Below are 26923 nucleotides of genomic sequence, written 5' to 3'. Positions count from 1 at the left end.
GAGTGGAGTTGCACCCGGATGAATGAGCAGGCCTCAAGCGTTGAACAACGCTTCGAACAAACCACCAGCGCCACCCTCGGCAGCTGGGCACGACAAGACACCACCTGGATGCTCGGCCTGTTTGGCACCGCGATTGGCGCCGGCACCCTGTTTCTGCCGATCAACGCTGGCCTGGGCGGTTTCTGGCCGCTGCTGATCCTCGCCGCGCTGGCGTTCCCGATGACCTACTACGCCCACCGCGGCCTGACCCGCTTCGTGCTGTCCGGGCGTGGCGGCGACATCACCGAGGTGGTCGAGGAGCATTTCGGCCTCAAGGCCGGCGCGCTGATCACGGTGCTGTACTTCTTCGCGATCTTTCCGATCCTGCTGATCTACAGCGTGGCCCTGACCAACACCGTCAGCAGCTTCATGGAGCATCAACTGCACATGACCCCGCCACCGCGGGTGCTGCTGTCGTTTGGCCTGATCCTCGGCCTGCTGGCGATCGTGCGTTGCGGTGAACAGGCCACGGTCAAGGTCATGAGCCTGCTGGTGTACCCGTTCATTGTCGCCCTGGCCTTGCTGGCGCTGTACCTGGTGCCGCACTGGAGTGGCGGTATTCTCGATACCGCGATGCAGGTGCCAACCGGCTCTGCGTTCCTGCATACCGTATGGCTGGCAATCCCGGTGATGGTGTTCTCGTTCAACCACTCGCCGATCATTTCCGCCTTTGCCGTCGACCAGAAACGCCGTTACGGCGAGCACGCCGACGAGCGCAGCGGGCAGATCCTGTCGCGTGCGCACCTGTTGATGGTGGCAATGGTGCTGTTCTTCGTCTTTAGCTGCGTGCTGACCCTGGACAGCGCTCAGCTGGCCGAAGCCAAGGCGCAGAACCTGTCGATCCTGTCGTACCTGGCCAACCACTTCAGCAACCCGACCATCGCCTTTGCCGCACCGCTGATTGCCTTTATAGCCATTGCCAAGTCGTTCCTGGGCCACTACATCGGTGCCAGCGAAGGCCTCAAAGGCATTATCGGCAAGACTGGCCTGCGCCCTGGGGCCAAGGCGCTGGACCGTATGGTCGCCGCGCTGATGCTGGTGGTGTGCTGGATCGTCGCCACGCTCAATCCGAGCATCCTGGGCATGATCGAATCGTTCGGCGGGCCGATCATTGCCGCGCTGCTGTTCCTGATGCCGATGTACGCCATCCGCAAGGTGCCGTCGATGCGCAAGTACAGCGGGGCGATGTCCAACCTGTTCGTGGTGTTCGTAGGCCTGGTTGCGATCAGCTCGGTAGTCTACTCACTGGCCGGCAGCGTGCTCGGCTGGTGATGCCTGCTTTATAAGAAGATGCCCGGACCGCCAGCTGCGCTCCGGGCATTTTTTTGTTCACACAAATCCCCCGGCAGTAGAACAATTTCATCGCTACCCATAGGCTTGCGCGGCGCTTCATGCTTAACTCGGTGTCCTTTTCAAACACCGCATAAGGATTCCGCTCATGGCTCAAGTGACCCTCAAAGGCAACCCGGTTCAGGTCAAAGGCAACCTCCCGCAAGCTGGCGCTCAGGCACCTGCGTTCTCGCTGGTTGGTGATGGCCTGGCTGACAAGTCGCTGCAAGACTACGCCGGCAAGCGCAAAGTGCTGAACATCTTCCCAAGCGTCGACACGCCAACCTGCGCGACCTCCGTGCGCAAGTTCAACGCCCAGGCCAACGAGCTGAACAACACCGTTGTGCTGTGCGTATCGGCTGACCTGCCGTTTGCTCAAGCGCGCTTCTGCGGTGCCGAAGGCCTGGAAAACGTCCAGAACCTGTCGACCCTGCGTGGCCGCGAATTTCTCGAAAACTACGGCGTAGCCATTGCTGACGGCCCGCTGGCTGGCCTGGCGGCGCGCGCTGTTGTCGTCATCGACGAGAACGACAAAGTGCTGCACAGCGAGCTGGTTGGCGAGATCGCCGAAGAGCCGAACTACGAGGCGGTCCTGGCTGTCTTGAAGTAAGCCCAGCGGGGCCGCTCTGCGGTCCATGCACGCTACAAGCAATACCCTGAAACGGCCTGGACCCTGCTCCAGGCCGTTTTCATTTAAAGTTCATTGCGTTAGCAACGTCAGTCCAAGGTAAATGCCCTGTAAAGCTGCTTTGCTAAACCGGCATCAATGCTTATCGTTCACCCTCCCAAGTCGCCGTTTCCGAACAAGGTTCGTTCAAGCCATGCAAGCTCCTGTCTCCCGCTCCCCCCGTCGCTGGCTGTTTGGCCTGCTGATCCTGGTCCTGGTGGCCCTGTTGGCCTGGTGGCTGTGGCCTGCCGCGTCGACGCCCAAGGACCAGGCCGGGCGCGCAGGCAAGAGCGGTCGGCCCGGTTTTGGCAGTTCTGCCGAGGCTGTGCCAGTGCGGGTAGAGCCGGTGCAGGTGGGCGACTTCCCGCTGTACTACAAGGCGCTTGGCACTGTGACCGCCAACAACACGGTCAACGTGCGCAGCCGCGTCGCCGGTGAGCTGATCAAGGTCCACTTCAAGGAAGGCCAGCAGGTCAAGGCCGGCGACCTGCTCGCCGAGATCGACCCGCGCAGCTACCGCATCGCCTTGCAGCAGGCCGAAGGCACTCTGGCGCAGAATCAGGCGCAGTTGAAAAACGCCCAGGTTGACGTGGCCCGCTATAAAGGCCTGTACGCCGAAGACAGCATCGCCAAGCAGACCCTGGACACCGCTGAAGCCCAGCTGGCGCAGTTTCAGGGCTTGATCAAGACCAATCAGGCCGCGGTCAGCGATGCCCGGCTCAATCTCGATTTCACCCAGATCCGCGCACCGATCAGCGGCCGCCTGGGCCTGCGTCAGCTTGACCTGGGCAACCTGGTTGCGGCCAACGACACCACGGCGCTGGTGGTGATCACCCAGACCGAGCCGATCAGTGTTGCCTTCACCTTGCCCGAAACCGAGCTGACCACCGTGCTCGATCGTTACCGCAGCGGCGCTGTTCTGCCCGTCGAGGCCTGGGACCGCAACGAGAGCAAGCTGCAGTCCAGCGGCGAGCTCGGCAGCCTGGACAACCAGATCGACACCACCACCGGTACCCTCAAGTTCAAGGCGAGCTTTGCCAACAAGGATCAGGCGCTGTTCCCCAACCAGTTCGTCAATGTGCGCCTGCTCGCCGACACCCTCAAACAGGTGATCATGGCCCCTGCGGCTGCGATCCAGTTCGGCAACGACGGCAGCTTTGCCTATGTGGTCAACGGTGAGAGCAAGGTCAATATCCGCAAGCTCAAGGTCGGCCCGAGCGATGGCGAGCGCAGTGTGATCCTCGAAGGCCTGGTCGCGGGCGACCGCTTGGTGCTCGAAGGCACCGACCGCCTGCGTGAAGGCAGCGCGGTAGAAGTGGTGGAAGACAGCTCGCAAGTACCGACCACCCCCGGCCAGCATCTGCAAGGCCAGGACGGCAGTGGCACCAGCGAGGCTGGCACGTCGGGCAAGGCGGGCGCATGAACCTCTCGCGGCTGTTCATCCTGCGCCCGGTCGCCACCACGCTGAGCATGCTGGCGTTGGTCCTGGCTGGCCTGATTGCCTACAAGCTGTTGCCGGTGGCGGCCTTGCCCCAGGTCGATTACCCGACCATCCGGGTCATGACTCTATATCCCGGCGCCAGCCCGCAGGTCATGACCAGCGCGGTCACTGCGCCGCTGGAGCGCCAGTTCGGGCAGATGCCGGGCCTCACCCAGATGGCCTCGACCAGCTCCGGCGGCGCCTCGGTGCTGACCCTGCGCTTCAGTCTCGACATGAACATGGACGTTGCCGAGCAGCAGGTGCAGGCCGCGATCAACGCCGCCAGCAACCTGCTGCCCAGTGACCTGCCGGCGCCACCGGTGTACAACAAGGTCAACCCGGCCGATACGCCGGTACTGACCTTGGCAATCTCGTCCAAGACCATGCCGCTGCCCAAGCTCAACGACCTGGTCGATACCCGCGTCGCGCAGAAGCTTGCCCAGATCAGTGGCGTGGGCATGGTCAGCATTGCCGGCGGCCAGCGCCAGGCGGTGCGGATCAAGGTTAACGTCGATGCCCTCGCAGCCAACGGCCTCAACCTGGAAGACGTGCGCACCTTGATCGGCGCGTCCAACGTCAACCAGCCCAAAGGCAACTTCGACGGCCCGACCCGGGTGTCGATGCTGGATGCCAACGACCAGCTGCGCTCGCCCGAGGAATACGCCAACCTCATCCTCGCCTACAACAACGGTGCGCCGCTGCGCCTGAAAGACGTGGCCGAGATCGTCGATGGCGCCGAAAACGAACGCCTCGCGGCGTGGGCCAACGAGAACCAGGCCGTGCTGCTGAATATTCAGCGCCAGCCCGGCGCCAACGTCATCGAAGTGGTCGACCGGATCAAGGACCTGCTGCCGTCGATCACCGACAACCTGCCGGCTGGCCTGGATGTGATGGTCCTGACCGACCGCACCCAAACCATCCGCGCTGCGGTTACCGATGTGCAGCACGAGTTGCTGATTGCCATCGTGCTGGTGGTGATGGTGACGTTCGTGTTCCTGCGCCGGGTCAGTGCCACCATCATCCCCTCGATTGCCGTACCGCTGTCGTTGATCGGCACCTTTGGTGTGATGTACCTGGCCGGCTTTTCGATCAACAACCTGACGTTGATGGCGCTGACCATTGCCACCGGCTTCGTCGTCGATGATGCCATCGTCATGCTGGAGAACATTTCTCGGCATATCGAGGAGGGCGAGACGCCGATGCAGGCTGCGCTCAAGGGCGCCCGGCAGATTGGCTTCACCCTGATCTCGCTGACCTTCTCGCTGATCGCCGTACTGATCCCGCTGCTGTTCATGGCTGATGTGGTCGGCCGCCTGTTCCGCGAGTTTGCCATCACCCTGGCGGTGGCGATCCTGATTTCGCTGGTGGTATCGCTGACCCTGACGCCGATGATGTGCGCGCGCTTGCTCAAGCGCGAGCCGAAGGAAGAAGAGCAGAGCCGCTTCTATCGCGCCAGCGGCGCCTGGATCGACTGGTTGATCGAGCACTACAGCCGCGGGTTGCGTTGGGTATTGCGCCACCAGCCGTTGACCCTGTTGGTTGCCATTGCCAGCATGGTACTGACCGTGGTGCTGTACATGGCCGTACCCAAGGGCTTCTTCCCGGTGCAGGACACCGGGGTGATCCAGGGCATCTCCGAAGCGCCGCAGTCGACCTCGTTCGCCGCCATGAGCGAGCGTCAGCAAGCGCTGAGCAAGATCATCCTGCAGGACCCTTCGGTGCAAAGCCTGTCGTCCTACATCGGCGTGGATGGCGACAACGCCACGCTCAACAGTGGCCGCTTGCTGATCAACCTGAAACCTCACGGTGAACGTGACGTCAGCGCCACACAAGTGATCGCCCGCCTGCAGCCGCAAGTCGACAAGCTGGTTGGTATCCGCCTGTTCATGCAGCCGGTGCAGGATTTGAGCATTGAAGACCGGGTCAGCCGTACCCAGTACCAGTTCAGTTTGTCGTCGCCCGACGCCGACATGCTCGCCACCTGGAGTGGCAAACTGGTGCAGGCCCTGCAACAGCGCGCCGAGCTGCGCGACGTGGCCAGCGACCTGCAGGACCAGGGCTTGCAGGTCTACCTGGTGATCGATCGCGACATGGCCAGCCGGCTGGGCATCAACGTCTCGCAGATCACCAATGCGCTGTATGACGCCTTCGGCCAGCGGCAGATTTCCACCATCTACACCCAGGCCAGCCAGTATCGAGTGGTCCTGCAGTCGCAGAACGCCGCCAATATCGGCCCGGCGGCGCTGGAGTCTATTCACGTCAAGGCCAGCGATGGCGGCCAGGTGCGACTGTCGGCACTGGCGCGGATCGAGCAGCGCCAGGCGCAGTTGGCGATCTCCCACATCGGCCAGTTCCCGGCGGTGATGATGTCGTTCAACCTGGCACCCGGTGTGGCGCTGGGTGAAGCGGTGGCGGCGATCGAGCAGGTGCAGCAGGAGATCGCCATGCCGATCGGCGTACAGACCCGCTTCCAGGGCGCTGCCGAGGCGTTCCAGGCCTCGCTGTCGAGCACCTTGTTGCTGATTCTGGCGGCTGTGGTGACCATGTATATCGTGCTCGGCGTGCTCTACGAGAGCTACATCCACCCGATCACCATCCTCTCGACCCTGCCGTCGGCGGCGGTCGGCGCCTTGCTGGCGCTGCTGATCAGCGGCAATGACCTGGGCATGATCGCCATCATCGGCATCATCCTGCTGATCGGTATCGTCAAGAAGAACGCGATCATGATGATCGACTTCGCCCTGGAGGCCGAGCGCAATCAGGGCATGACCCCGCATGATGCGATCTACCAGGCGGCGCTGCTGCGCTTCCGGCCGATCCTGATGACTACGCTGGCGGCGTTGTTCGGCGCGGTGCCGTTGATGCTTGCCACCGGCTCCGGCGCCGAGCTGCGCCAGCCGCTGGGGCTGGTGATGGTTGGCGGGCTGCTGGTCAGCCAGGTGCTGACGTTGTTCACCACACCGGTCATCTACCTGTACTTCGACCGCCTGGCCCAGCGCTGGCGGCCACGCGATGATGCCAAGCAGGCGCAAGCATGAACCTGTCCGGGCCGTTCATTCGCCGACCAGTCGCGACCATGCTGCTGAGCCTGGCGATCATGCTGCTGGGCGGGGTCAGTTTTGGCCTGCTGCCGGTGTCGCCGCTGCCGCAGATGGACTTTCCGGTGATCGTGGTCTCGGCCAACCTGGCCGGCGCCAGCCCCGAGGTGATGGCGTCGACAGTGGCCACGCCGCTGGAGCGCAAGCTGGGTGCCATCGCCGGCGTTACCACCTTGACCAGCAGCTCCAACCAGGGTTCGACCCGGGTCATCATCGGTTTTGAGCAAGGCCGCGACATCGACGGCGCCGCGCGGGAAGTGCAGGCGGCGATCAACGCCACGCGTAACCTGCTGCCCAGCGGTATGCGCAGCATGCCCACCTACAAGAAGATCAACCCGTCGCAGGCGCCGGTGATGGTCATCGCGTTGACCTCCAGCGTGCTGCAGAAGGGCCAGCTGTACGACCTGGCCGATACCATTCTGTCGCAGAGCCTGGCCCAGGTCAGTGGAGTAGGGGAAGTGCAGATCGGCGGCAGCTCGCTGCCAGCAGTCCGTATTGCGCTCGAGCCACAGCTGCTCAACCAGTACAGCCTTTCGCTGGATGAGGTGCGCACGGCAGTGAGCAATGCCAACCAGCGCCGGCCAATGGGCTTTGTCGAGGATGCCGAGCGCAACTGGCAGGTGCGCGCCAACGATCAGCTGGAAAAAGCCAAGGACTATCAGTCGCTGGTGATTCGCCAGAAGGACGGCGCCATCCTGCGTCTGTCGGACGTTGGTACCGTCACCGATGGCGTCGAGAACCGTTACAACAGCGGCTTTTTCAACGACCAGAGCGCGGTGCTGCTGGTGATCAACCGGCAGAACAATGCCAACATCATCGAGACCGTGGCGCAGATCAAGCAGCAACTGCCTGCGCTGCAGTCGCTGTTGCCCGCCAGCGTCAAGCTGGACATCGCCATGGACCGCTCGCCGGTGATCAACGCGACGCTCAAGGAAGCCGAGCACACCTTGCTGATCGCTGTAGTGCTGGTGATCCTCGTGGTTTACCTGTTCCTCGGCAACCTGCGTGCCTCGCTGATCCCAAGCCTGGCGGTGCCAGTGTCGTTGGTCGGCACCTTTGCGGTCATGTATCTGTGCGGCTTCTCGCTGAACAACCTGTCGCTGATGGCGCTGATCCTCGCCACCGGGCTGGTGGTCGACGATGCCATCGTGGTGCTGGAGAACATCTCCCGACATATCGAGAACGGCCAGCCGCCCATGCGCGCGGCGTTTCTCGGCGCCAAAGAGGTGGGCTTCACCCTGCTGTCGATGAACGTCTCGCTGGTCTCGGTGTTCGTCTCGATCCTGTTCATGGGCGGCATCGTGCGTAGCCTGTTCCAGGAATTCTCGATCACCCTGGCGGCAGCGATCATCGTCTCGCTGATCGTTTCGTTGACGTTGACGCCAATGCTCTGCGCGCGCTGGCTCAAGCCCCACGAGCAGCAGCCCAACCGCCTGCAGCGCTGGAGCGACCGCCAGCATCAGCGCATGGTTGCCGGTTACGACCGCAGCCTTGGTTGGGTCTTGCGCCATCGCCGCCTGACCCTGCTCAGCCTGTTGCTGACCATCGGCGTCAACGTGCTGCTGTATGTGGTGGTGCCCAAGACGCTGATGCCGCAGCAGGACACTGGCCAACTGATGGGCTTTGTCCGTGGCGACGACGGCCTGTCGTTCAGCGTGATGCAGCCGAAGATGGAAATCTACCGGCGTGCGCTGCTGGCCGACCCAGCGGTGCAGAGCGTAGCGGGCTTCATCGGCGGCAACAGCGGCACCAACAACGCCATGGTGCTGGTGCGCCTGAAGCCGATCAGCGAACGCAAGATCAATGCCCAGCAGGTGATCGAGCGCCTGCGCAAGGAGCTGCCCAAAGTGCCCGGCGGGCGCTTGTTCCTGATGGCCGACCAGGACCTGCAACTGGGCGGCGGTGGCCGCGATCAGACCTCTTCGCAGTACCTGTACACCCTGCAGAGCGGTGATCTCGCCGCGCTGCGCGAGTGGTTCCCGAAAGTCACTGCGGCAATGCGCGCGCTGCCTGAACTGACCGCCATCGACGCCCATGACGGCGCGGGCACTCAGCAGGTGACGCTGGTGGTCGACCGTGATCAGGCCAAACGCCTGGGCATCGACATGGACATGGTCACCACGGTGCTCAACAACGCCTACAGCCAGCGGCAGATCTCGACCATCTACGACAGCCTCAACCAGTATCAGGTAGTGTTGGAGATCAATCCCAAGTATGCCTGGGATCCAAGCACGCTGGAGCAAGTCCAGGTGATCACCGCCGACGGCGCGCGGGTGCCGCTGTCAGCCTTTGCCCGCTACGAGAACAGCCTTGCCAACGACCGAGTCAGCCACGAAGGCCAGTTCGCCTCGGAAGACATCGCCTTTGACGTGGCCGAGGGCTACAGCACCGATCAGGCCATGGCCGCGGTCGAGCGGGCAGTGGCAAGGCTCGGCCTGCCGGAAGATGTGATTGCCAAGCTTGGCGGTACCGCCGACGCGTTCAGCAAGACTCAGGAAGGCCAGCCGCTGATGATCCTCGGCGCCTTGGTGCTGGTGTACCTGGTGCTGGGGATTCTCTATGAAAGCTACATCCACCCGCTGACCATCCTCTCGACCCTGCCATCTGCTGGCGTGGGTGCACTGCTGGCTATGTACGTAACAGGCGGCGAGTTCAGCCTGATCTCGCTGTTGGGGCTGTTCCTGCTGATCGGCGTAGTCAAGAAAAACGCCATCCTGATGATCGACCTGGCTCTGCAACTGGAGCGCAACGAAGGCTTGTCGCCGGAAGAGTCGATCCGCCGGGCCTGCCTGCTGCGGCTGCGCCCGATCCTGATGACCACCATTGCCGCCATACTCGGCGCCTTGCCGCTGCTGCTGAGCAATGCCGAAGGCGCCGAGATGCGCCAACCGCTGGGTCTGACGATTATCGGCGGGCTGGTGTTCAGCCAGGTACTGACGCTTTATACAACGCCTGTGGTCTACCTCTACCTCGATCGCCTGCGCCACCGGTTCAACCATTGGCGCGGTGTACGTACCGACGCTGCACTGGATACCCCGCTATGAATTTTGCCCAAACTCCACTTCACCGTGCCTTGCAGCTGCTGGGCCGCGGCCGTGGCTCGCGCCTATTTGGCGCCAGCCTCTGCGTGCTGATGCTCAGTGCCTGTACCTTGAGCCCGGATTACCAGCGGCCCGAGCTGAGCACGCCTGCCCAATTCAAGCAGGCCGAAGGCTGGACTCAGGCCAAACCGTCGGACGCGATTGCCCGTGGCGCCTGGTGGGAACGGTACGGTGATGCCCAGCTCAACAGCCTGGTCGAGGAGCTCAATCGCAGTAACCAGACCGTCGCTCAGTATGAGGCGCAGTACCGTCAGGCCACCGCATTGATCCGCAGCAGCCGCGCGTCGTTGTTCCCCAGCCTCGATCTGTCGGCGGGCAAGAATCGCTCGGCGCAGGGCACCGGCAGCAGCAGCTCGAGCCTGTCGAACAACAGCAGCGGTATCCGCAATACCTACACCACCCAGCTCGGGGTGAGCTGGGAGATCGATCTGTGGGGCAAGTTGCGGGAAACCCTCAATGCCAACGAAGCCAGTGCCGAGGCAAGCTTTGCCGACCTGGCAGCGATGCGCCTTAGCTTGCAGTCGGAACTGGTGCAGAACTATCTGCAACTGCGGGTGACCGATGAGCAGAAGCGCTTGCTCGAGGCCACCGTGGCCGCTTACGAGCGCTCGCTGAAGATGACCGAAAACCAGTACCGCGCAGGGGTATCCGGACCAGATGCGGTAGCCCAGGCGCGCACCCAGCTCAAAAGCACCCAGGCCGACCTGATCGACCTGATCTGGCAACGCGCCCAGTATGAAAACGCCATCGCCGTGCTGATGGGCAAGGCGCCCGCGGACTTTGCCCTGGCAGACAGCAAGTCGATCCCGGCGCTGCCGCAGGTGCCGCTGGCGCTGCCCTCGCAATTGCTCGAGCGGCGGCCTGATATCGCCTCGGCGGAGCGCAGTGTGATGGCTGCCAACTCGAGCATCGGCGTGGCCCGCGCGGCCTATTTTCCGGACTTGAGCCTGAGCATGAGCGGCGGCTACTCGAGCAGCAGCTTCAGCAACTGGATCGAGCTGCCAAACCGCTTCTGGTCGGTCGGGCCATCGCTGGCCATGACTTTGTTCGATGCCGGTAAACGCAGCGCCGAGGTGGACCGCACGGTTGCCGTGTACGACCAGACCGTGGCGCAGTACCGGCAGACCGTGCTCGATGGCTTCAGGGAAGTGGAAAACTACCTGATCCAGCTCAAAGTCTATGGCGATGAAGCAGTCGTACGCCAGGAAGCGCTGGAGGCCGCACGCCAGTCGCTGCGCCTGACCGAAAACCAGTACCGGGCCGGCCTGATTGGTTACCTGGACGTAGTCAACGTGCAGGCGACCGCGCTGAGCAACGAACGCAGCGTGCTCAACTTGCTGCAAGGGCGACTGATCGCCAGCGTGCAGTTGATCGCCGCGTTGGGGGGCGGTTGGGATAGTCAGCAGGCGTTCAGCCAAGCACAACAATAGGGTGAATCCGACGCCGAATTGACGCCGTGAAAGCGGCGTTTTCACCGGTTTGGACACGCCTGTTCTGGGTACTGGCACTCTTATGGCCCAGCCCCGCGAAATGCCGTGCGTTTCGCCAAGGCTTGAGTACAATCAGCGGCTTTTCCGGGCCCTCCCTGCGCCCGATGCCGGAACCCCCATGCTAATCGGTAGTTATTCCCCCGCGCTGGTGTTGATATCACTGTGCGTGGCTATTCTTGCTTCCTATACCGCACTGGACCTGACCGGGCGCATTGCCACGGCCAAGGGGCGTGCCGTTCATCTGTGGATGTGCGGCGGGGCGCTGGCCATGGGTAGCGGGGTCTGGTCGATGCATTTCATCGGTATGCTCGCCTTCAGCCTGCCAATCGACCTGGGCTATGACCTGACGCTGACACTGGTGTCGTTGCTGATCGCAGTGCTGTCATCCGGCTTTGCCCTGTGGCTGATCAATCAACCCAGCCTGCCGCTGCTGCAATTGGCCTGCGGCGCGTTGATCATGGGCACCGGCATCAGCAGCATGCACTACATGGGCATGGCCGCGATGCGCATGCAACCAGGGATCGATTACGATCCTCAGTTGTTCAGCGCTTCATTGGCGATCGCGGTATGTGCATCCGCTGCAGCGCTGTGGATCGCTTTCCGCCTGCGCCGGCAGACCCCATATGTGCGGCAAATCCGCGTCGCTGCAGCCGTACTGATGGGCATCGCGATCGTTGGCATGCACTACACCGGCATGGCCGCGGCAAGCTTTCCTGAGGGTAGTTATTGCGGCGCGCTTGGCACAGGCCTGAAAGGCGATGGCCTGGTCTACCTGGTACTGATCACCACCCTCGCGGTACTTGCCGTAGCCTTGCTCACGTCGGTGCTGGATGCACGTCTGGTCGCGCGTACAACCGAGCTCGCTCGCTCGCTGACGCTGGCCAACCAGGAACTGACCCAGCTGACCCTGCACGATATCCTCACCGGGCTGCCCAATCGCACGCTGTTGGCTGACCGCATCGAGCAGGCCATCGCCAAGGTGAGCGAGCAGGGCACCTGCTTTGCCCTGATGTTCATCGATCTGGACGGCTTCAAGCCGGTAAACGACGCCTTCGGCCATCATGTCGGCGACCAATTGCTCAAGGCCGTGGCCGAGCGCCTGCGTGGTCACTTGCACAGCCAAGACACGCTGGCGCGAATCGGTGGCGATGAGTTTGTGCTGCTGGTCGAGTTGCAGGAGCCGGGGGACGCAATGGGCGTCGCAATCAAGCAGGTGAACCTGGTGTCGCGGCCGTACCGGGTGGCGGAGCATGACCTGCAACTGACTGCCAGCCTTGGCATCGTGCTGTACCCAGGCAATGGCATGGACCAGCACGAGCTGCTGCGCAACGCCGATGCTGCCATGTACCACGCCAAAAACGCTGGCAAGAACGGCTACAGCTTTTTCGACGGTTCGATGAATAGTGACGCACGTCAGCAGCTGCAGTTGCTGCAGGACCTGCGTGTCGCGCTGCAACAGGGCCAGTTCCGCCTGCATTACCAGCCCAAGTTCGACGCCGTCCGGCGGGTACCGATTGGCGCCGAAGCCCTGCTGCGCTGGGAGCATCCGCAACATGGGCTGTTGTACCCGGACCGTTTCATCAGCCTGGCCGAGAAGACCGGGTTGATTATTCCTATCGGCGAATGGGTGCTTGGCGAAGCCTGTCGGCAGATGCGTCAATGGCTGGAGCAGGGGCAAGAAGACTGGCGCATCGCGGTAAATCTTTCGGCCATCCAGTTCTGCTACGCCGGCCTGATCGACGGGGTTGCCGAGGCATTGCAGCGCAATCAGTTGCCCGCCAACCATCTGACCCTGGAGATCACCGAAACCACCGCCATGCGTGACGCGGACGCCAGCCTGCTGGTGTTGCAGAAGCTGTCGGACATGGGCGTGGATATTTCCATCGACGATTTCGGTACCGGCTACTCGAGCCTGATGTACCTCAAGCGTCTGCCGGCCAATGAGCTGAAGATCGACCGCGGCTTCGTCCGTGATCTGGAGCATGACAGCGACGATGCAGCGATCGTCTCGGCAATCGTGGCTCTAGGCCAGGCGCTGGGCCTGCGGATCGTTGCCGAGGGTGTCGAGACCGACAGCCAGCAGGATTTCCTCACCCGACTCGGCTGTGACTCGTTGCAGGGTTATCTGATGGGCCGACCGGTGCCGGCAGAGCAGTTCATGGCAGGGCTCGCCGCGCGCGATGCGCCTCGGATCAGCTAAACCGCGGTGCGTAGCGAATAGGAGGGGATGAATGCGGCCATTTCATCCTCGACGGCTTCGATGATGCGCTCGACATCGCTGGCGGCCATGATCGCGCTGCAGGGGATACCGGCAATGGCCAGCACGGTTTCGCCCGACTCACGATCAAACAGGCGCACGATCATGCTGCGCGGTGCATCCATGCTGGCTTCAAAGCCCAAAGGATGAAAGTGCCAGCGCATCACCTGGCAAGCATTGGGAAACGTCATCTTGTTCATGCTTGCCTCCTCGACCTTGTGCAGGAAAGGGCTGAGAGTTGCGCCGTCAATTGGCGGTAAGGACTGTAACCTTAGCACCTGAGGCGGTAGTTTCTCGCACAAAAGATGACATTTATACCAATGCTTGACCTCGGTCACAGCTGGCGCATTCAGGCAAACGTTTTCGTCGCCACATTCAGCCCAGCAAGCCCGCAGCGATATTGATGGTGATCCCCAGAATCGCCGTATTGAAGACAAAACCCACCAATGATTGCGCCAGGACTACCCGACGGATGCCGCGGTCGGCAACGCCGACGTCGGAGGTCTGGACGGCCACGCTGAGGGTGAAAGCGAAGTAGTGGAAGTCCCAATAGTCCGGGTTGCGCTCGCCATCGGCGAAGCGCAGGGGCGGTTCTGGCAGTGCCGAGGTGTAGAACAGGCGCGCGTAGTGCAGGCTGAAGATGCAGCCGATCAGCAGCCAGGAACCGGCTACGGTCAGCCCGGTGTACAGGTAGTGCACCGTCAACTCGCTACCGTGCAGGTCTTGACTGGCTGCCAGTTGCAGCACCACTGCAGCCAGGCTGGCAATGGCTGCCAGGCACACGGCGAACAACACCAGGCCGGCATTCTCGTCTTCGATCTGCGCGACCTTGCGAACCTTCGCCGGTGTCGCCCGCCAGCTGAGCCACAGCACCAGCAGCACATACAGCCAGACACCCAGGTTCCAGCCGGCCAGCAGGTGCTGGATCAGGGTTTCGGCCGGGATCAACCAGCCGCCAACCAGTCCGGCGAGGGTGGCAATCGTCAGGCGAGGGTGAGAGCGGGTCAGACGGTGCAGTGCCATAGGGCCTCGCTGGCAGGGGCGGTGAGCTTCACTTTAGCGCTTTGGGCTGGCGCAGTGCACAACTTCGCAAGCGACGGTGCACACGGGCATCTGCTGGTCAGCATCAGCGTGGTGTTTCCGGTACCATCAGGGCTCGTAGGGCCAAACCTGTTGCATATCAAGATGATGGCATTGATTGCAGCTTGAAGTTCAAGGAATAGGATTCACGTTTTGACCGATTCTCTGCAAAACCCCCTGTTGCAGTATCTCGCCCGGCTGGCGCCTTCCAGCCAACTGACCATGCGCTACATTCTGCAGGACGCTGCCGACCGGCTCGGTTTCATCGACTGTGATATCGCCGATGTGCCGTGGCACCAGCTTGAGCCTGGGCACATCATCGCCCTGGTCGCGGCGCTGCGCACAGACGGCTACGCGCCCAATACCTCTTCGCTGTACGTCAATGCCGTGCGTGGGGTGATGAACGAAGCCTGGCGCCAGGGCTTGATAGGGCATGAACAGCTGCTGCGCATGCGTGAGGTCAAACCGGCGACCGGCAGCCGACTGCCGCCCGGGCGCAATCTGCGGCGCAGCCTGATTCGTGAACTGATGGATGCCTGCGCCGCTGACCCGCGTCCGCAAGGGGTGCGGGACGCTGCGATCATCGCGCTGTTGTACGGTACCGGCATGCGTAAGTCCGAGTCGGTGGATATCGACCTGGCGCAGGTCGATTTCACCGAGCGCAGCTTGCAGGTGGTGGGCAAGGGCAACCGGCAGTTGGTCAAGTACGCACCGGCCTGGGCGTTCGAAAAGCTCCAGGCTTGGCTGGACTTGCGCCGTGAGCAGCTACCCGTCGGCGAAGCCGATGATGAGTTCCTGTTCAATCGCATCCGCCGCGGCAATCACATCACCCGCGCGCGCATCACCAAACATGCGATCTATTACATCGCTCGCCAGCGCGGCGCGCAGGTCGGGGTCAAGATCATGCCGCATGACTTTCGTCGGGCGTTCATTACCCGGGTTATCGAAGAGCACGATCTGTCGATTGCGCAGAAGCTGGCCCACCATGCCAATATCCAGACCACGGCGGCCTACGACCGCCGCGATGACAACGAGCGGCGCAGGGCGGTGGATCGGTTCGACTACTGAGGCGCTTGGCTATGCAGGTCAGGCGACGTCGATCAGCACGATTTCGCTGTCTTCCAGGGCCGTCACGGTCAGCACCGGCTCTTGCTCGATGGCCAGACCATCACGCGTCTCGACCCGCACGCCGTTGACTTCTATGCTGCCTTTGGCGGGTACCAGGTAGCCACGGCGGCCTTCATCGAAGCTATAGCGTGCTGTTTCACCGGCCCGCAACGTGGCGGCTACCAATCTTGCGTCGGAACGGATTTGCAAACTCTGCTCGTCGCCGCAGCGACCGCTGGCCAGGGTCACAAAGCCTTCGCCGCGCTCGCCTTTGGGAAACGGGCGGACGTCCCAAGCCGGCGCTGCGCCAACACGTTCAGGGATGATCCAGATCTGGAAAATTCGGGTGTCGACCTTCTCCAGGTTGTACTCGCTGTGGGTGATGCCGCTGCCAGCACTCATCACCTGCACATCGCCGGCCTCGGTGCGGCCCTTGTTACCCAGGCTGTCCTCGTGGCTGATAGCACCCTCGCGGACGTAGGTGATGATCTCCATGTCACGATGCGGATGCGGCGGGAAGCCGCTGCCGGCGGCAATAAGGTCGTCATTCCAGACCCGCAGGTTGCCCCAGTGCATGCGCGCTGGGTCATAGTATTCAGCGAATGAAAAATGATGATGAGCGTCAAGCCAGCCGTGATTGGCATGGCCCAAGCTGGCAAAAGGTCTGAGGTGCAGCATGAGCGTCCGCTCCCTGAATAGCGTTGATGGAGCCATGATGCAGCTAAAAATAATCGAATATAAGCGTAAATAACGGCTTAAAAATATCGTTTTGATCGATGTATGCATCTGCAGTCAATTATGCGATTCATCGGCTAATAGGCTGATGTGCAAGAAATTGCTGGCGATTTTTAACGGTTGCAGCCACCATAAGCCGATGTACTGACCGCACCGGAGTGACCGTGTCGTACGAGCTTCCCAAAAGCCCCGCCCAACTGATTCCACCTGCCCAACTGCCCTGGTTACGCCGCTTGGCCGCGCGACTGTTGGGCCGAGGCTTGAGCAGGCTGCAGGCGCAGCACCGCGACTCGTGGTTTCTCGGCCATGCCACCGGCCAGCGCAGTGGGCACGTCGATGGCTTGCGTGAGGGCTTTGAGCAAGGTCGCGCCCAGGGCTACGAAGCCGGCCGGCAGGTGCTGGTGATTCGGGATACTCGACCAGAGCACGGTGCGGGCCCTGGGCAGGACACCAATCTGTTCGAAGACTGGCGTTTGCCCCTCAGCGCGGAGCTGAAAAAACGCTTCAAGGCTGACGTTGCCCAGCGCCTGCCAGCGACCGCGCAGCCAAGCGCCGCGCAGTGGAAGTTGATCTTCAGTGATACGCCGTCGACTTGCGTGGTGGCGGGCGCGGGTGCCGGCAAATCGACCTCGCTGGTCCTGCGCATCTTGCTGTTGCGCCACTATCTGGGCTACGAGCTGGATGCGATGACCGTGGTGACCTTCACCCGCGAGTCACGGCTGGACTTCATCAAGCGCCTGCAGCAGGTTTTTGCCCTCTGGCAGATCGACCTGGCGCCCGCTGCTGCTCGCGAGCTGGTGCGTACCTTCCATTCGCGGATCCTGCCGTTGGTGCGCAGCCTGCCGGGGTTTGCCCAACTGCGCGCATTCGAGAACCTGGGCAATGACAACCAAGGTGCGAGCGAGGCCGATAGCAACCCGTTCGATCTGCGCCTCAATGACGCTCAGCGCCAACAGTTGAATAGCTGCTACAGCGACCTGCTCGGGGCCAATCCGCGCTTTGCCGAGCTGATCTCAGCTCTACGTCGCGAGGCCTTGCAGCTCAAACCGTTGGACCCAGATCACCCGGACGTGCAAAAGCGCGTGCAAGTGACCCAGCTGGCAGCTCAGCGCGATGAAGAGCTGTGTGATGTGATCGAAGATCTATGGTTTGGCGCGGGCGCGTGGCCGATCAAGGGCATCAAGCCTTGCCGCGAAACGCTACAGATCCGCGGCAGTCAGTTTCATGTGCATGGGCGCCTGGTTGGCCAGGACGCCTGGGTAGTGCTCGGCTTTGATCCAAACGAAAGTGCCCAGTACCAGCGCCCCGGCGCCAAGCTGACTGTTCGTGCAGAGTGGGCGGTAAAGCGCACCCTGTTTCAAGCTTTCTGCGATAAACCACTGATTTGGCTAGATAACTATGCCGGTGCCAAGCGCTTGGCGGCCACCTTGGCAGGTGATGCCGTGGCCGGTCCGGGCTTTGAATACAAGGTCAATGGCGAGCTTGCCCCGGCGCCGTTGCTGGATGCTTTTGTCAGCGCCGCTGGCTTCATCGAAAACCTCGGGCTGGATGTCAGTGCGGCCGTGACGGCCATGAGCTTCCCGCCAGGCGACAGCGATGCCGTGTTCTTCGAGGCGCTGGCGTTGTTCTGGAAAGCCCTCGAGTCGCATCTGCTGGCGCAATCTCCACCGGTAATGAGCTACAACCGCATGTTCGCCTTGTTTGGCGAGAACAACCCAGAGAATCTGCGGCTGTTGCCCGACCCATTGCTGCGCCCGCTGGCGCATCTGATGATTGACGAGTTCCAGGATGTCTCGCCGCAGATCGTCAGCTGGCTGCGCGCGAGCCTTGCCGAGATTCGCCGCCGGGGCCCGGCCATGCACATTGGGCGCAACGCTCAGCATGCATCATTGATGTGTGTGGGTGACGACTGGCAGTCAATCTACGGCTGGCGCGGCAGCTCGCCCAAGTACTTCATTGAATTCAGCAAGACGTTCCCGTCGCCGGCCAATACGCGGGTCATGTTGGTCGATAACTACCGCAGTCAGCAGCATGTGATCGATGCGGCAGAGCACATGGTCAAGGGCACTGCGGCAATTGCTGGCAAAAAAGCGCGGGCCAGTGGTCCCGCGGCAACGCTGCCATTGTCGCCGGTCAAGGTGCTTGAGCGGGACGAGGCTGCGCTCGGCCAGACCGTACTCGAACACTATCAACGCGGCGAGTCAGTGATGATACTGTTTCGAAAAAGCAGCGATAAGTTGTTGATTGCAGAGCATATAGATCAAGTGCGTGTCATGGACTCAACGTTGCCAGCAGAGCAGCGTCGGCTGCGCCAGTTGACTTACCACAGCGCCAAAGGGCTGCAGGCAGATGCAGTATTCATGCTGGGGGATTGTCAGTACCTGACCAGCTCGCCCTACAAGAATCAGGTCTACCGCCTTGCCGGGCTGGGCCGTGCCGGTGATGCGCAGGCATTCGACACGGCGCAGAAAGAGGAGGTGCAGCGCCTGGCTTACGTGGCCATGACCCGAGCGGTCAGGCACTGCTATTGGCATGTGGAAGCGGCCCGCGGCGAAACCGTGAAACTGCCACGGGCGGCGACTCAGGTCGATGGCCGGCAGCCCTTTTTCGAAGACCTGCGCGGGACCTGATGGGGCGGTTAGTCGGTTGTGCCTTCGAAGCTGCGGGTAATGCTCTCCAGCAGGCCTTGTTCAACGGCTTTCTGCTCACGGAGCAGCGCATCGATTGCAGCCTGATATTGAGCCGAGTTCAGCTCGACCCGCAGCAGACTGCCGCTTGAGTCGAGCAGCGGTACCCGCAGGGTGTCCTGCAGCGCTTTGATCACCGAGGCGGAAAGCCGGGTGACCGGGTCGTTGCTGTCATCGAGGCAGTATTCGAGGTAATCCAGGCCCGCTCTCCAGTAGTCGGTCAGGGCCAGGAACTGGTCGGCATTCTGCGCGCGCACGCTTTGCGCCCATGCTGGCTGCTCCAGCAGCCAGGCATGCCGGGCCAGCGGATTCTGGTCAAGGCGCGTTACCTCCTGCGCCACATTGCTGCGGATCCGGTCATTGAGCATTGCGATCTGCTCATACAGCATGCCGCTGCTGGGTTCCGGGTAGTCCAGCGTTGACGCCAACTGCTGACGCAGCGCCAGACGAATCTCGATGTCATCGATCAGCCCAGCATACAGCTCCGTGTCTGGCGCGGCATGCGGATCATCGAGCGGGTCGAGTAGGGGCAGCGTAATCTCGTCGCCGGTGGCGTCGGCCGCTTGCAATCCGGCCTTGCGCAGGGTTCTGCGCAGGGCAATACGATCAGCCAGACGATCGACCTGGGCCCGGCGAAACAACTTGCGGTACAGCTGCCACTGGCTTGCCAGTGGGCTTGCGTCCCGGCTGGCGGCATGGGTAAGGACCTGAATCTCCAGTGCGCTGAAGCCGTCGGTGCCGGCATCGCCGCAGGTCGGCGGGAACGCCTGGGCGACTTCGTTGAGTGCCTGACGCAGCTCGGTGTCGGCGCCCGCCTGCTCGAGCAGGGCCCAGACTCGTGTGTTGAGTGCCTCGGGTTGGCGGCGGGCTTCGGCGGACTGCACCAGGCTTTCCAATACAGCAGACAGTTCGCCGTTTTCGCCTTGATCAAATAGCGATAGCCAAAGTTGCTCTTGCGCGGGCGTGGCGTTGCCGCGCCAGAACAGTTGCCATTGCGCCATCTCAGCCTCTTGCTCGTAAACGCTGACGCCTATGCTGAGCAGCCGCGCTCGGGTCTGCGCCTGCAGATCGTTATAGTTGAAACGCCAGCTGCGTCCGCCTAGCCCGGTGCCAAGGTCGCGGGCAAACGGCGTGCGCAGCACGGCAGCGAGGTCGGGCAAGGCATGAATCCGATTGGCGGACAGATTGACAACGCGCAGTTGGTATTGAGGTTGGTTCATCAGGGTGGTCAACCCCTCAGGCCAGCTCTGCAGTCCGCAGTTGTTCAGCGACAGATGGCTGAGGCGCGCCATGTAGCTCAAATCAGGCGCGATTGCCAACGGGTTGAAGTCAAGGTGCAGCACCTGCAGATTGATCAGGTCCTGGAAGCGCGTGGCCAGCGCCTGATCAAGGACGATGCGGTTGCTGCTCAAGCTCAGTGCGTCGATGCGCAAACTAGCCAGGAAGCTCATCAGGCTGTTGTCCAGGCGCAGTTGATTGCGGCTGAGGTTCAGGATACGCAGCCTGCGCATAGCGCTCAGCGCTTGCTGCGCCGTGCTGGAGAGGTCGGTCAGGGCGCATCCTGAAATCTGCAACTGGATCAGGTTCGGTGCGCTGCGCAGCGCGGCGTACAGTTGCTCTGCCGGCAACTGCGGGTGGCCGATCACACTCAGCTGCTCCAGTCGTGGGAAGTTCTCGAAGAAATCTACCGCAAGGTGCTGCAACTGCAGATCGCCGATATGCAGTGCGCGGATGTGGCCAAAGCGTGCCGATAACCTGGGCAGCCCGGCCAGTCGCATCCGCTCAAGGGTCAAGGTATCGCGCGCGCTGCCACCTTCGCGGCGCCAAGCGGCTCGCAACACCTCGGCACACTGCTGGCGCTCTTCACGGTCGCGGAAGTCGTCGCCAGCAGCGTCGATCCACTGTGCCAGTTCCCGGTGCAGGGCGCGCTGCTCAACTTCCAGCTGTCTGATTGCGCTTGCAAGATCGCCGCTTTGCGCCAGCTCGCCCTGCAGTTGGTTGATCTGGCCATTGCTCAGCTCGGGGAAAAGGGCTTGCAGCCGGCGCGCTGGTGGCGCGGCACGCGGCCGCGGCACTCCACGGCCACTGAGCGGGTAGCCGATGCGGCCGTCAGCCAGACGCAAGGGCGTACGTATGCCCGGCGGTAGCTGTTGTTGGCCGATCAATCGCGCAGCTTCGGCACGGTCTGCTGCCGCTGCGCTGAACAAGTCGGCACCGCTGAGCCCCGGTTGGCGCGCTTGCAGACCCTCGATCAGCAGGCCGGTATCGGTGGTGGCAAGCAATGGCCGATGCAGGCCGAGGATCGCTCGGTCCAGACGTGAGCGGGCCTGCAGCAGGCGCGCCTCCTCAAGCACTCGCAGCGGAATGCGGCCGGTTTCAGCGTTCATCTGCTCGCGTTCCGGGCCGCTGGCATGGGCTTCGATTTCATCGCAGGCTGCCCTCGGCAGACCGGGAAATTGCTCGCTCAGGCGTGCGACGGCCGTTGTGGGCGTTGCCTGAGTGCGCGGATACAGCTTGTCGAACAGCTCCTGGCGGCTGGCCTCGAGCTGGTCGGCCAAGCGGCTCTGCAAGGCCTGCGCACGTTCGCTTGCCATGACCTCGGCATCGCCGAGCACGCTGGGGTCTTCCATCTGTGCAAGCACGACAGTGGCCAGATCGCCGCTTTCCAGCTCACTGCGGCTGATCTGGATCACCACTTCGCCCAAGGCTTCGGCGTGTGTGCGGTAGAAGGTCGACGCCCCCCAGCGTTCACTGCCCTCGAATATCTGTATGACATGGTCCAGCGGCCAGCCGGGCAGTTGCAGCAGAGCGGGCAGGGCGAAGTTGTTGTGCGCTGCAAGCGGCCGCCCATGGCGCACTGCGTCGATGATCTGGTTGACCTGCCGATCGGCATCAAGACGTGCCAGGGCGTCCTCCAGCAGTGCCGGCATTCTCCCGCCAGCCACATGCAGGCGCTGCAGGACACCGTCGTCCAGGCCGGTGCTACGCCAGGCGCTGTCCAGGTCCGCCTCGTCGATGGACTGTGCCAATCGTCCCAGCCGTCGCAGCAGCAGTGGGCGATCCCACTCCAATGGTGACTCATGGGCCAGTCGCCAGGCCCCGTTGGCATTGTGCTCGAGCCTCGGCGAGTAGGCCTGCCTATCCTGCGGATGCAGCACCCGCCAGGCGCCATCCGGCCCTTGCTGCGTTTGATAGAGTCTTTCATCTATGCGCAGAAAGGTTTGCCCGTCCAGGTGATACAGGCCGGTTTCATCCGGCAACCCCACGGCAGGCACCTGGACTTCGCTGGCATAGCCTGCAAGGTTCGGGTGCCAGAGGCGTTCCTCATCGCCGATGCGGATGCTGCGCATTGCATCGATGAACCCAGAGGCTTTGAGTGCAACACCGGCCCCAGCAACAGCACCTACAACTGCGACGTTGAGCAGGATCGACTCCAGTTGGGCGACGGCCTCGGCATTGTCGCCGTCCTCCCAGGCGCTGATGCCGTTGAAAACACTGCCCATGATCTGCGCCGCACCTAACGTCAGCATGAGTGGATTGAGTACCGGAATGAAGAACGCTGCTACATTGAGCACCGTCAGGCCCAGCTCCAACCAGTGTTGCAGTTGCTTGGCACGTACGTTGGCATCGACGTCGGCAGTCGGTACGGCAATGGCCCGCGCATCGCCCTTGAGCCTGGCCACGTGCCTGCTTTCGAGGGTGACCCAAGGCTGGCTGGGCAATGGCTTGATGGCCGTGTCCAGGTGAACCGTCTGCCGTGGGATGAGCGCTTCACCGTCATTGTCATCGCTGTTCTCGTACAACGCGCGCTTGAGTTTGACCATCAACTCCGGTTGCAGACGCTGTGGGGCGAATGCTACCCAGCGGTTGCGCACAGTGGGCTCCAGCAGGGCAGCCTTCAATGCGGCAAAGCTGTCACCCTGCGACTTGTACTCCCGGAGTTGATCCTCCGCGCCTGGGATGTACAGCATGACCGGGTCATTTTCGCCGCTCTCCTGCGGCGCCATGAACATGACCTCGTTGATCGGGATGCCAAACAGCGTGATCTGCCAGCATGTCAGCGGCCTGCCTGCATAGCTGGCCGTTGTGCCCTCGCTGCTCAGCGCGTGCAGGGCAGTGACACCGGCGCGGCTGAGCAGCCCTTTGGCTGAGGCGATACGGGCCTGCAGGCGCATCTCGTCACGGCGCAGTTTGATTGCAGCGGCCTGTATCTGACTGGCCTGGACACCGTCGAAGATGTGGCTCAGGTGGTCTTGATACTGCTGGCCCAGGTCAAGAGTCCGGCAGTGGCCGATGAACGCGGCCAGGCTCAGCCCAGGCAGGCCGGCAATCTGCTCGCTGCTGGTCTGCAATCGGCTGAGCCGGGTGGTGTCTTCAGGGCCTTCAAAATTATGCAGGGCAGCTTCAAGCAGGCTGCGCCGCTGCGGTTTGCCTTTGGCGATGATCGGCAACTGCGTTGTCGGCACACTCGGCCCGGTGGGCGGTTGAGTAGGCTGTTCTACCTGGATGGCCTGGAACACGTATTGCGCCTGGTCAACCGGTGCGACGATGGCCAGCCGCTGCTGGAGTAGCGGCCTGCAGAAATCGCCGACGCTCCTGAGTGGGCTGAGCAGCCCTTGTAGCACATCCCGACTGCGGTCGCGTTCTTCAACGGCGCGGCGAATCGCATCCTGTTCGATCGGCAGTGCAGTGGCGTACCAGTCATACGGCTTGCCTGACAGGTCGAGGTAATCCTTGCGTGCAGCGCCGAGCAGCTGTTTGACCTGTTCGGGGTGCAATGCCTTGCTCCAGGCGGGCAAGCTGCGCACGATCTGCGCGTGATGAAAAGGCTGGGTCGTCATGGTAACGCTCCTGTTCAATTGGAGCGCTATCGAGCCCTATCGGCGCTTGCCCCGGGTGGTACATAAGGCTGCCCGGTGCCGCCGCTGGATATCCCGCTAAAGGCGATTATGCTTGAACTTACCTTGCTGCGATCCGAGGCGATCTGCTTCGTCGTGCTTCGCGCAACCGTGATCCAAGAAAAGCCCAAGGGCCAGGGTGCGGTGCTCGACTGTGTAGTACTCCGGCCTACTCATGCACGACGGAGGCAACCCATGGCGGCGATCAACAGCACATCGACGGGCAGCGCGCCCAAGCACAGCATTACCAAGGAGGAGCGCAAGGTCATCTTCGCCTCGTCTCTGGGCACAGTCTTCGAGTGGTACGACTTCTACCTGTACGGTTCGCTGGCGGCGATCATCGCCAAGCACTTTTTCGCCGGTGTCAACGAAACCACGTCGTTCATCTTCGCGCTGCTCGCCTTTGCTGCAGGCTTTGCCGTGCGCCCGTTTGGCGCAATCGTGTTCGGTCGCTTGGGCGACATGATCGGGCGCAAGCACACGTTTCTGATCACCATCGTGATCATGGGTGTGTCTACTGCTGTGGTCGGGCTGTTGCCCAGCTACGCGACCATCGGCGTGGCGGCACCGGTCATCCTCGTTACCCTGCGGCTGCTGCAAGGCCTGGCGCTGGGTGGGGAATATGGCGGCGCTGCCACGTACGTGGCCGAGCATGCACCTAAGGGCAAGCGCGGCTTCTTTACCGCGTGGATCCAGACCACCGCGACCATGGGCCTGTTTCTCTCGCTGCTGGTGATCCTCGCCTGTCGCACGGCGCTGGGCACCGAGGCATTCGAAGCCTGGGGCTGGCGTATCCCGTTCCTGCTGTCGATCGTGCTGCTGGCGATCTCGGTGTACATCCGCCTGCAGCTCAACGAGTCGCCGGTATTTCTCAAGATGAAGGCCGAAGGCAAGCAGTCGAAAGCGCCGCTGACCGAATCGTTCGCCCGCTGGGACAACCTCAAGGTGGTGATCATGTCGCTGCTGGGCGGCACCGCGGGGCAGGCGGTGGTGTGGTACACCGGGCAGTTCTATGCGCTGTTCTTCCTGCTGCAGACGCTAAAGATCGACCCGCAGACGGCCAACCTGCTGATCGCTGGCTCGTTGTTGATCGGCACGCCATTTTTCATCGTGTTCGGCAGCCTGTCCGACCGCATCGGCCGCAAGAAGATCATCATGGCTGGCTGTATCATCGCCGCGTTCACTTACTTCCCGATCTTCAAGGCCCTGACTGAATACGGCAATCCGGACGTATTTGTCGCCCAGGAACGCAACCCTGTGGTAGTGATTGCCGACCCAGCGCAGTGCTCGTTCCAGTTCGATCCGGTAGGCAAGGCCAAATTCACCAGCTCCTGCGATGTCGCCAAGAGCTTGCTGGCCAAGCGTGCGATTCCCTACCAGAACCAGCACGCCGAACCTGGCAGCCTGACCCAGATCCAGATCGGCGAGCGGCAGGTGCCCAGTTTTGATGGCAGCAGCCTGGCCAGTGCAGACTTCAAAGCCCGCAATGACGCGTTCACAGCCACCCTCGGCGCAGCCTTGAAAGAAGCCGGCTACCCGGAAAAAGCCGACCCGAACAAGATCAACTACCCCATGGTGCTGTTGCTGCTGACGATCCTGGTGATCTACGTGACCATGGTTTACGGGCCGATTGCCGCCTGGCTGGTCGAGCTGTTTCCGGCGCGGATCCGCTACACCTCGATGTCGCTGCCGTATCACATCGGCAACGGCTGGTTCGGTGGCTTTCTGCCGACCGTGGCGTTCGCCATGGTCGCGGCCACAGGCGATATCTACTATGGGCTGTGGTACCCGATCGTGATTGCGCTGATGACGGCGGTGCTGGGGATTCTGTTCCTGCCGGAGACCAAGGATCGGGACATCACCTGACGTGTTGGTAATGCCTGTGAGAGCGGCGGGGCCGCTCCCGCAGGCATTGGTTCAAGCGATATCAGCGCGCAGGGTAAAGGCGTATGCGGTGTCCACCGGCGCGCGCTCGATGCGCCGCGCGGCAGACTCGAAGATGAACTCGAACGTGGGCTCATACAGGCCATCGCGGAGCACGGCACCGGCCAGTACCTCAACCTGGTACCAGCCGTTCTCCAGTTCGATGATCGGCCGGTTGCGCATTTGATAGCGCGCCAGTAGATCGCCCATGGTCTTGTTGGTGAAATGCTGCAGGATCCGCCAGGTGAACAGCATCACCGCACGATTTTCCACCCGTAACCAATAACCCTTTCGGCGGTGTTTGAGCTGGCTAGCTGGCTGGAGCAGGGCGGCGCTGACTTCATCAAGGCTGAAGATAACCGTATAGGGCAGGTTTTCGATGCCGGCCAGAGGCAGCACCACGCCTTCCAGCACTGCCCGATCCCCGCTGTCACTGTGGGTGAATTCATGGGCAAGGTCGTCGGGCAGGCCGTTTTCTTCCTTGAAACGGGCGAGCAGCTGGATGTCGCCAAGCAGGAAATAATCAATCTGATCGTTGAGCACTTCGTTGAATTCGTAGCGCATGGGCCATTCCTTGCGTTGACGACGCTGGTGCTCAGTGGCGCTGAGCGATCTGGATCAGGTTACCGCAGGTGTCATCGAATACGGCGACAGTGACCGCGCCGAGGTCGGTAGGTGGTTTGGTGAAGGCGACACCGGCTGCGCAGAGGCGGGTGTACTCAGCCTGGATATCCTTGACAGCAAATGAGGTGGCGGGGATCTGGTCCTGCCGCATGGCGGCCTTGTAGGCCTTTGCAGCAGGGTGTTCGTCAGGTTCGAGTAGCAGTTCGACGCCGTTGGGGACGTCAGGCGAGGTCAGGGTCAGCCAGCGGTGCCGACCCATGGGTACATCTTCCTTGGGCGCAAAACCCAGGACGTAGTGATAGAAAGCCAAAGCCTTGGCCTGATCGTCGACAAGAATACTGGTGACCACAATCTTCATGGGGCACATCCCTCTGTGACGCTATTGTTTTTATTCAAGTAAAGACGCTC

General features: G+C 62.1%; 16 protein-coding genes. 10 read left to right on the top strand and 6 right to left on the bottom strand.

Annotation, left to right across the window (positions count from 1 at the left end; all coding sequences use genetic code 11):
• The first annotated feature begins 18 nt into the window (after positions 1-18).
• From ACQZ2L_RS08880 to ACQZ2L_RS08850, 7 genes are all read left to right on the top strand, one after another.
• On the top strand, positions 19-1311 hold the full coding sequence (locus tag ACQZ2L_RS08880; RefSeq protein WP_430325696.1) for a serine/threonine transporter: 1293 nt from the start codon (positions 19-21) through the stop codon (positions 1309-1311).
• Positions 1312-1477: 166 nt separating this feature from the next.
• Complete coding sequence (tpx, locus tag ACQZ2L_RS08875) at positions 1478-1978, top strand: thiol peroxidase (protein WP_101319724.1); 501 nt, start codon at positions 1478-1480, stop codon at positions 1976-1978.
• Between the two features lie 211 nt (positions 1979-2189).
• Entirely contained in the window at positions 2190-3458 is a 1269-nt protein-coding gene (locus ACQZ2L_RS08870; protein ID WP_430325695.1) for an MdtA/MuxA family multidrug efflux RND transporter periplasmic adaptor subunit, read from the top strand.
• Positions 3455-6553, top strand: a complete 3099-nt coding sequence (locus ACQZ2L_RS08865) for an MdtB/MuxB family multidrug efflux RND transporter permease subunit (protein ID WP_430325694.1) — start codon at positions 3455-3457, stop codon at positions 6551-6553. The genes ACQZ2L_RS08870 and ACQZ2L_RS08865 overlap by 4 nt, the downstream gene beginning before the upstream one ends.
• The gene (locus ACQZ2L_RS08860) at positions 6550-9657 is read left to right on the top strand and encodes an efflux RND transporter permease subunit (protein WP_430325693.1); all 3108 of its coding nucleotides are present in this window, start codon (positions 6550-6552) and stop codon (positions 9655-9657) included. The genes ACQZ2L_RS08865 and ACQZ2L_RS08860 overlap by 4 nt, the downstream gene beginning before the upstream one ends.
• Positions 9654-11144 carry an efflux transporter outer membrane subunit gene (locus tag ACQZ2L_RS08855; protein ID WP_430325692.1) on the top strand — a complete coding sequence of 497 codons (1491 nt, stop codon included), beginning with the start codon at positions 9654-9656 and terminating at the stop codon, positions 11142-11144. Before ACQZ2L_RS08860 ends, ACQZ2L_RS08855 begins: the two co-directional genes overlap by 4 nt.
• 178 nt (positions 11145-11322) lie before the next feature.
• Positions 11323-13404 carry a putative bifunctional diguanylate cyclase/phosphodiesterase gene (locus ACQZ2L_RS08850; RefSeq protein ID WP_430325691.1) on the top strand — a complete coding sequence of 694 codons (2082 nt, stop codon included), beginning with the start codon at positions 11323-11325 and terminating at the stop codon, positions 13402-13404.
• Here ACQZ2L_RS08850 and ACQZ2L_RS08845 read toward each other — a convergent pair.
• Both ACQZ2L_RS08845 and ACQZ2L_RS08840 read right to left on the bottom strand, forming a co-directional pair.
• A complete protein-coding gene (locus ACQZ2L_RS08845; protein WP_430325690.1) occupies positions 13401-13661 on the bottom strand; it encodes a DUF1652 domain-containing protein in 261 nt (86 codons plus the stop codon). The two genes, ACQZ2L_RS08850 and ACQZ2L_RS08845, sit on opposite strands and share 4 nt — an antisense overlap.
• A gap of 175 nt (positions 13662-13836) precedes the next feature.
• Positions 13837-14484 carry a DUF1345 domain-containing protein gene (locus tag ACQZ2L_RS08840; RefSeq protein ID WP_186697929.1) on the bottom strand — a complete coding sequence of 216 codons (648 nt, stop codon included), beginning with the start codon at positions 14482-14484 and terminating at the stop codon, positions 13837-13839.
• 210 nt (positions 14485-14694) lie between these two features.
• Between ACQZ2L_RS08840 and ACQZ2L_RS08835 the strand changes: the two genes are divergently transcribed.
• Positions 14695-15609: a site-specific integrase gene (locus tag ACQZ2L_RS08835; RefSeq protein ID WP_430325689.1), complete on the top strand. Its 915-nt coding sequence runs from the start codon at positions 14695-14697 to the stop codon at positions 15607-15609.
• 18 nt (positions 15610-15627) lie between these two features.
• Here ACQZ2L_RS08835 and ACQZ2L_RS08830 read toward each other — a convergent pair whose 3' ends face one another.
• Positions 15628-16326, bottom strand: coding sequence for a pirin family protein (locus tag ACQZ2L_RS08830; RefSeq protein WP_430325688.1), 699 nt, complete (start codon positions 16324-16326; stop codon positions 15628-15630).
• A gap of 188 nt (positions 16327-16514) precedes the next feature.
• Here ACQZ2L_RS08830 and ACQZ2L_RS08825 point away from each other — a divergent pair, with 188 nt between their 5' ends.
• Positions 16515-19013: a UvrD-helicase domain-containing protein gene (locus ACQZ2L_RS08825; RefSeq protein ID WP_430325730.1), complete on the top strand. Its 2499-nt coding sequence runs from the start codon at positions 16515-16517 to the stop codon at positions 19011-19013.
• An 8-nt stretch (positions 19014-19021) separates the two neighbouring features.
• On the opposite strand, the gene ACQZ2L_RS08820 is transcribed toward ACQZ2L_RS08825, so the two are convergent.
• A complete protein-coding gene (locus ACQZ2L_RS08820) occupies positions 19022-23911 on the bottom strand; it encodes an NEL-type E3 ubiquitin ligase domain-containing protein (protein WP_430325687.1) in 4890 nt (1629 codons plus the stop codon).
• Positions 23912-24163: 252 nt separating this feature from the next.
• On the opposite strand from ACQZ2L_RS08820, the gene ACQZ2L_RS08815 reads away from it, so the two are divergent.
• Positions 24164-25834, top strand: coding sequence for an MFS transporter (locus tag ACQZ2L_RS08815; RefSeq protein ID WP_430325686.1), 1671 nt, complete (start codon positions 24164-24166; stop codon positions 25832-25834).
• Between the two features lie 51 nt (positions 25835-25885).
• Here ACQZ2L_RS08815 and ACQZ2L_RS08810 read toward each other — a convergent pair whose 3' ends face one another.
• Positions 25886-26455 (bottom strand): hypothetical protein, encoded by a 570-nt coding sequence (locus ACQZ2L_RS08810; RefSeq protein ID WP_430325685.1) that lies wholly within the window; start codon positions 26453-26455, stop codon positions 25886-25888.
• A gap of 31 nt (positions 26456-26486) precedes the next feature.
• A complete protein-coding gene (locus ACQZ2L_RS08805) occupies positions 26487-26873 on the bottom strand; it encodes a VOC family protein (protein WP_430325684.1) in 387 nt (128 codons plus the stop codon).
• Positions 26874-26923: the final 50 nt, after the last annotated feature.

Source organism: Pseudomonas shirazensis (assembly GCF_050496565.1).
Lineage (GTDB): Bacteria > Pseudomonadota > Gammaproteobacteria > Pseudomonadales > Pseudomonadaceae > Aquipseudomonas > Aquipseudomonas shirazensis_A.
Note: the sequence above shows the minus strand (reverse complement) of the source record. Positions and strands in the feature narration are given on the sequence as shown.

Excerpts from the sequence above, each read along its gene's own strand:
- ACQZ2L_RS08880 (WP_430325696.1), top strand. The coding sequence starts at position 19 with ATGAATGAGCAGGCCTCAAGCGTTGAACAACGCTTCGAACAAACCACC.
- tpx (WP_101319724.1), top strand. The coding sequence starts at position 1,478 with ATGGCTCAAGTGACCCTCAAAGGCAACCCGGTTCAGGTCAAAGGCAAC.
- ACQZ2L_RS08870 (WP_430325695.1), top strand. The coding sequence starts at position 2,190 with ATGCAAGCTCCTGTCTCCCGCTCCCCCCGTCGCTGGCTGTTTGGCCTG.
- ACQZ2L_RS08865 (WP_430325694.1), top strand. The coding sequence starts at position 3,455 with ATGAACCTCTCGCGGCTGTTCATCCTGCGCCCGGTCGCCACCACGCTG.
- ACQZ2L_RS08860 (WP_430325693.1), top strand. The coding sequence starts at position 6,550 with ATGAACCTGTCCGGGCCGTTCATTCGCCGACCAGTCGCGACCATGCTG.
- ACQZ2L_RS08855 (WP_430325692.1), top strand. The coding sequence starts at position 9,654 with ATGAATTTTGCCCAAACTCCACTTCACCGTGCCTTGCAGCTGCTGGGC.
- ACQZ2L_RS08850 (WP_430325691.1), top strand. The coding sequence starts at position 11,323 with ATGCTAATCGGTAGTTATTCCCCCGCGCTGGTGTTGATATCACTGTGC.
- ACQZ2L_RS08845 (WP_430325690.1), bottom strand. The coding sequence starts at position 13,661 with ATGAACAAGATGACGTTTCCCAATGCTTGCCAGGTGATGCGCTGGCAC.
- ACQZ2L_RS08840 (WP_186697929.1), bottom strand. The coding sequence starts at position 14,484 with ATGGCACTGCACCGTCTGACCCGCTCTCACCCTCGCCTGACGATTGCC.
- ACQZ2L_RS08830 (WP_430325688.1), bottom strand. The coding sequence starts at position 16,326 with ATGCTGCACCTCAGACCTTTTGCCAGCTTGGGCCATGCCAATCACGGC.
- ACQZ2L_RS08820 (WP_430325687.1), bottom strand. The coding sequence starts at position 23,911 with ATGACGACCCAGCCTTTTCATCACGCGCAGATCGTGCGCAGCTTGCCC.
- ACQZ2L_RS08815 (WP_430325686.1), top strand. The coding sequence starts at position 24,164 with ATGGCGGCGATCAACAGCACATCGACGGGCAGCGCGCCCAAGCACAGC.
- ACQZ2L_RS08810 (WP_430325685.1), bottom strand. The coding sequence starts at position 26,455 with ATGCGCTACGAATTCAACGAAGTGCTCAACGATCAGATTGATTATTTC.
- ACQZ2L_RS08805 (WP_430325684.1), bottom strand. The coding sequence starts at position 26,873 with ATGAAGATTGTGGTCACCAGTATTCTTGTCGACGATCAGGCCAAGGCT.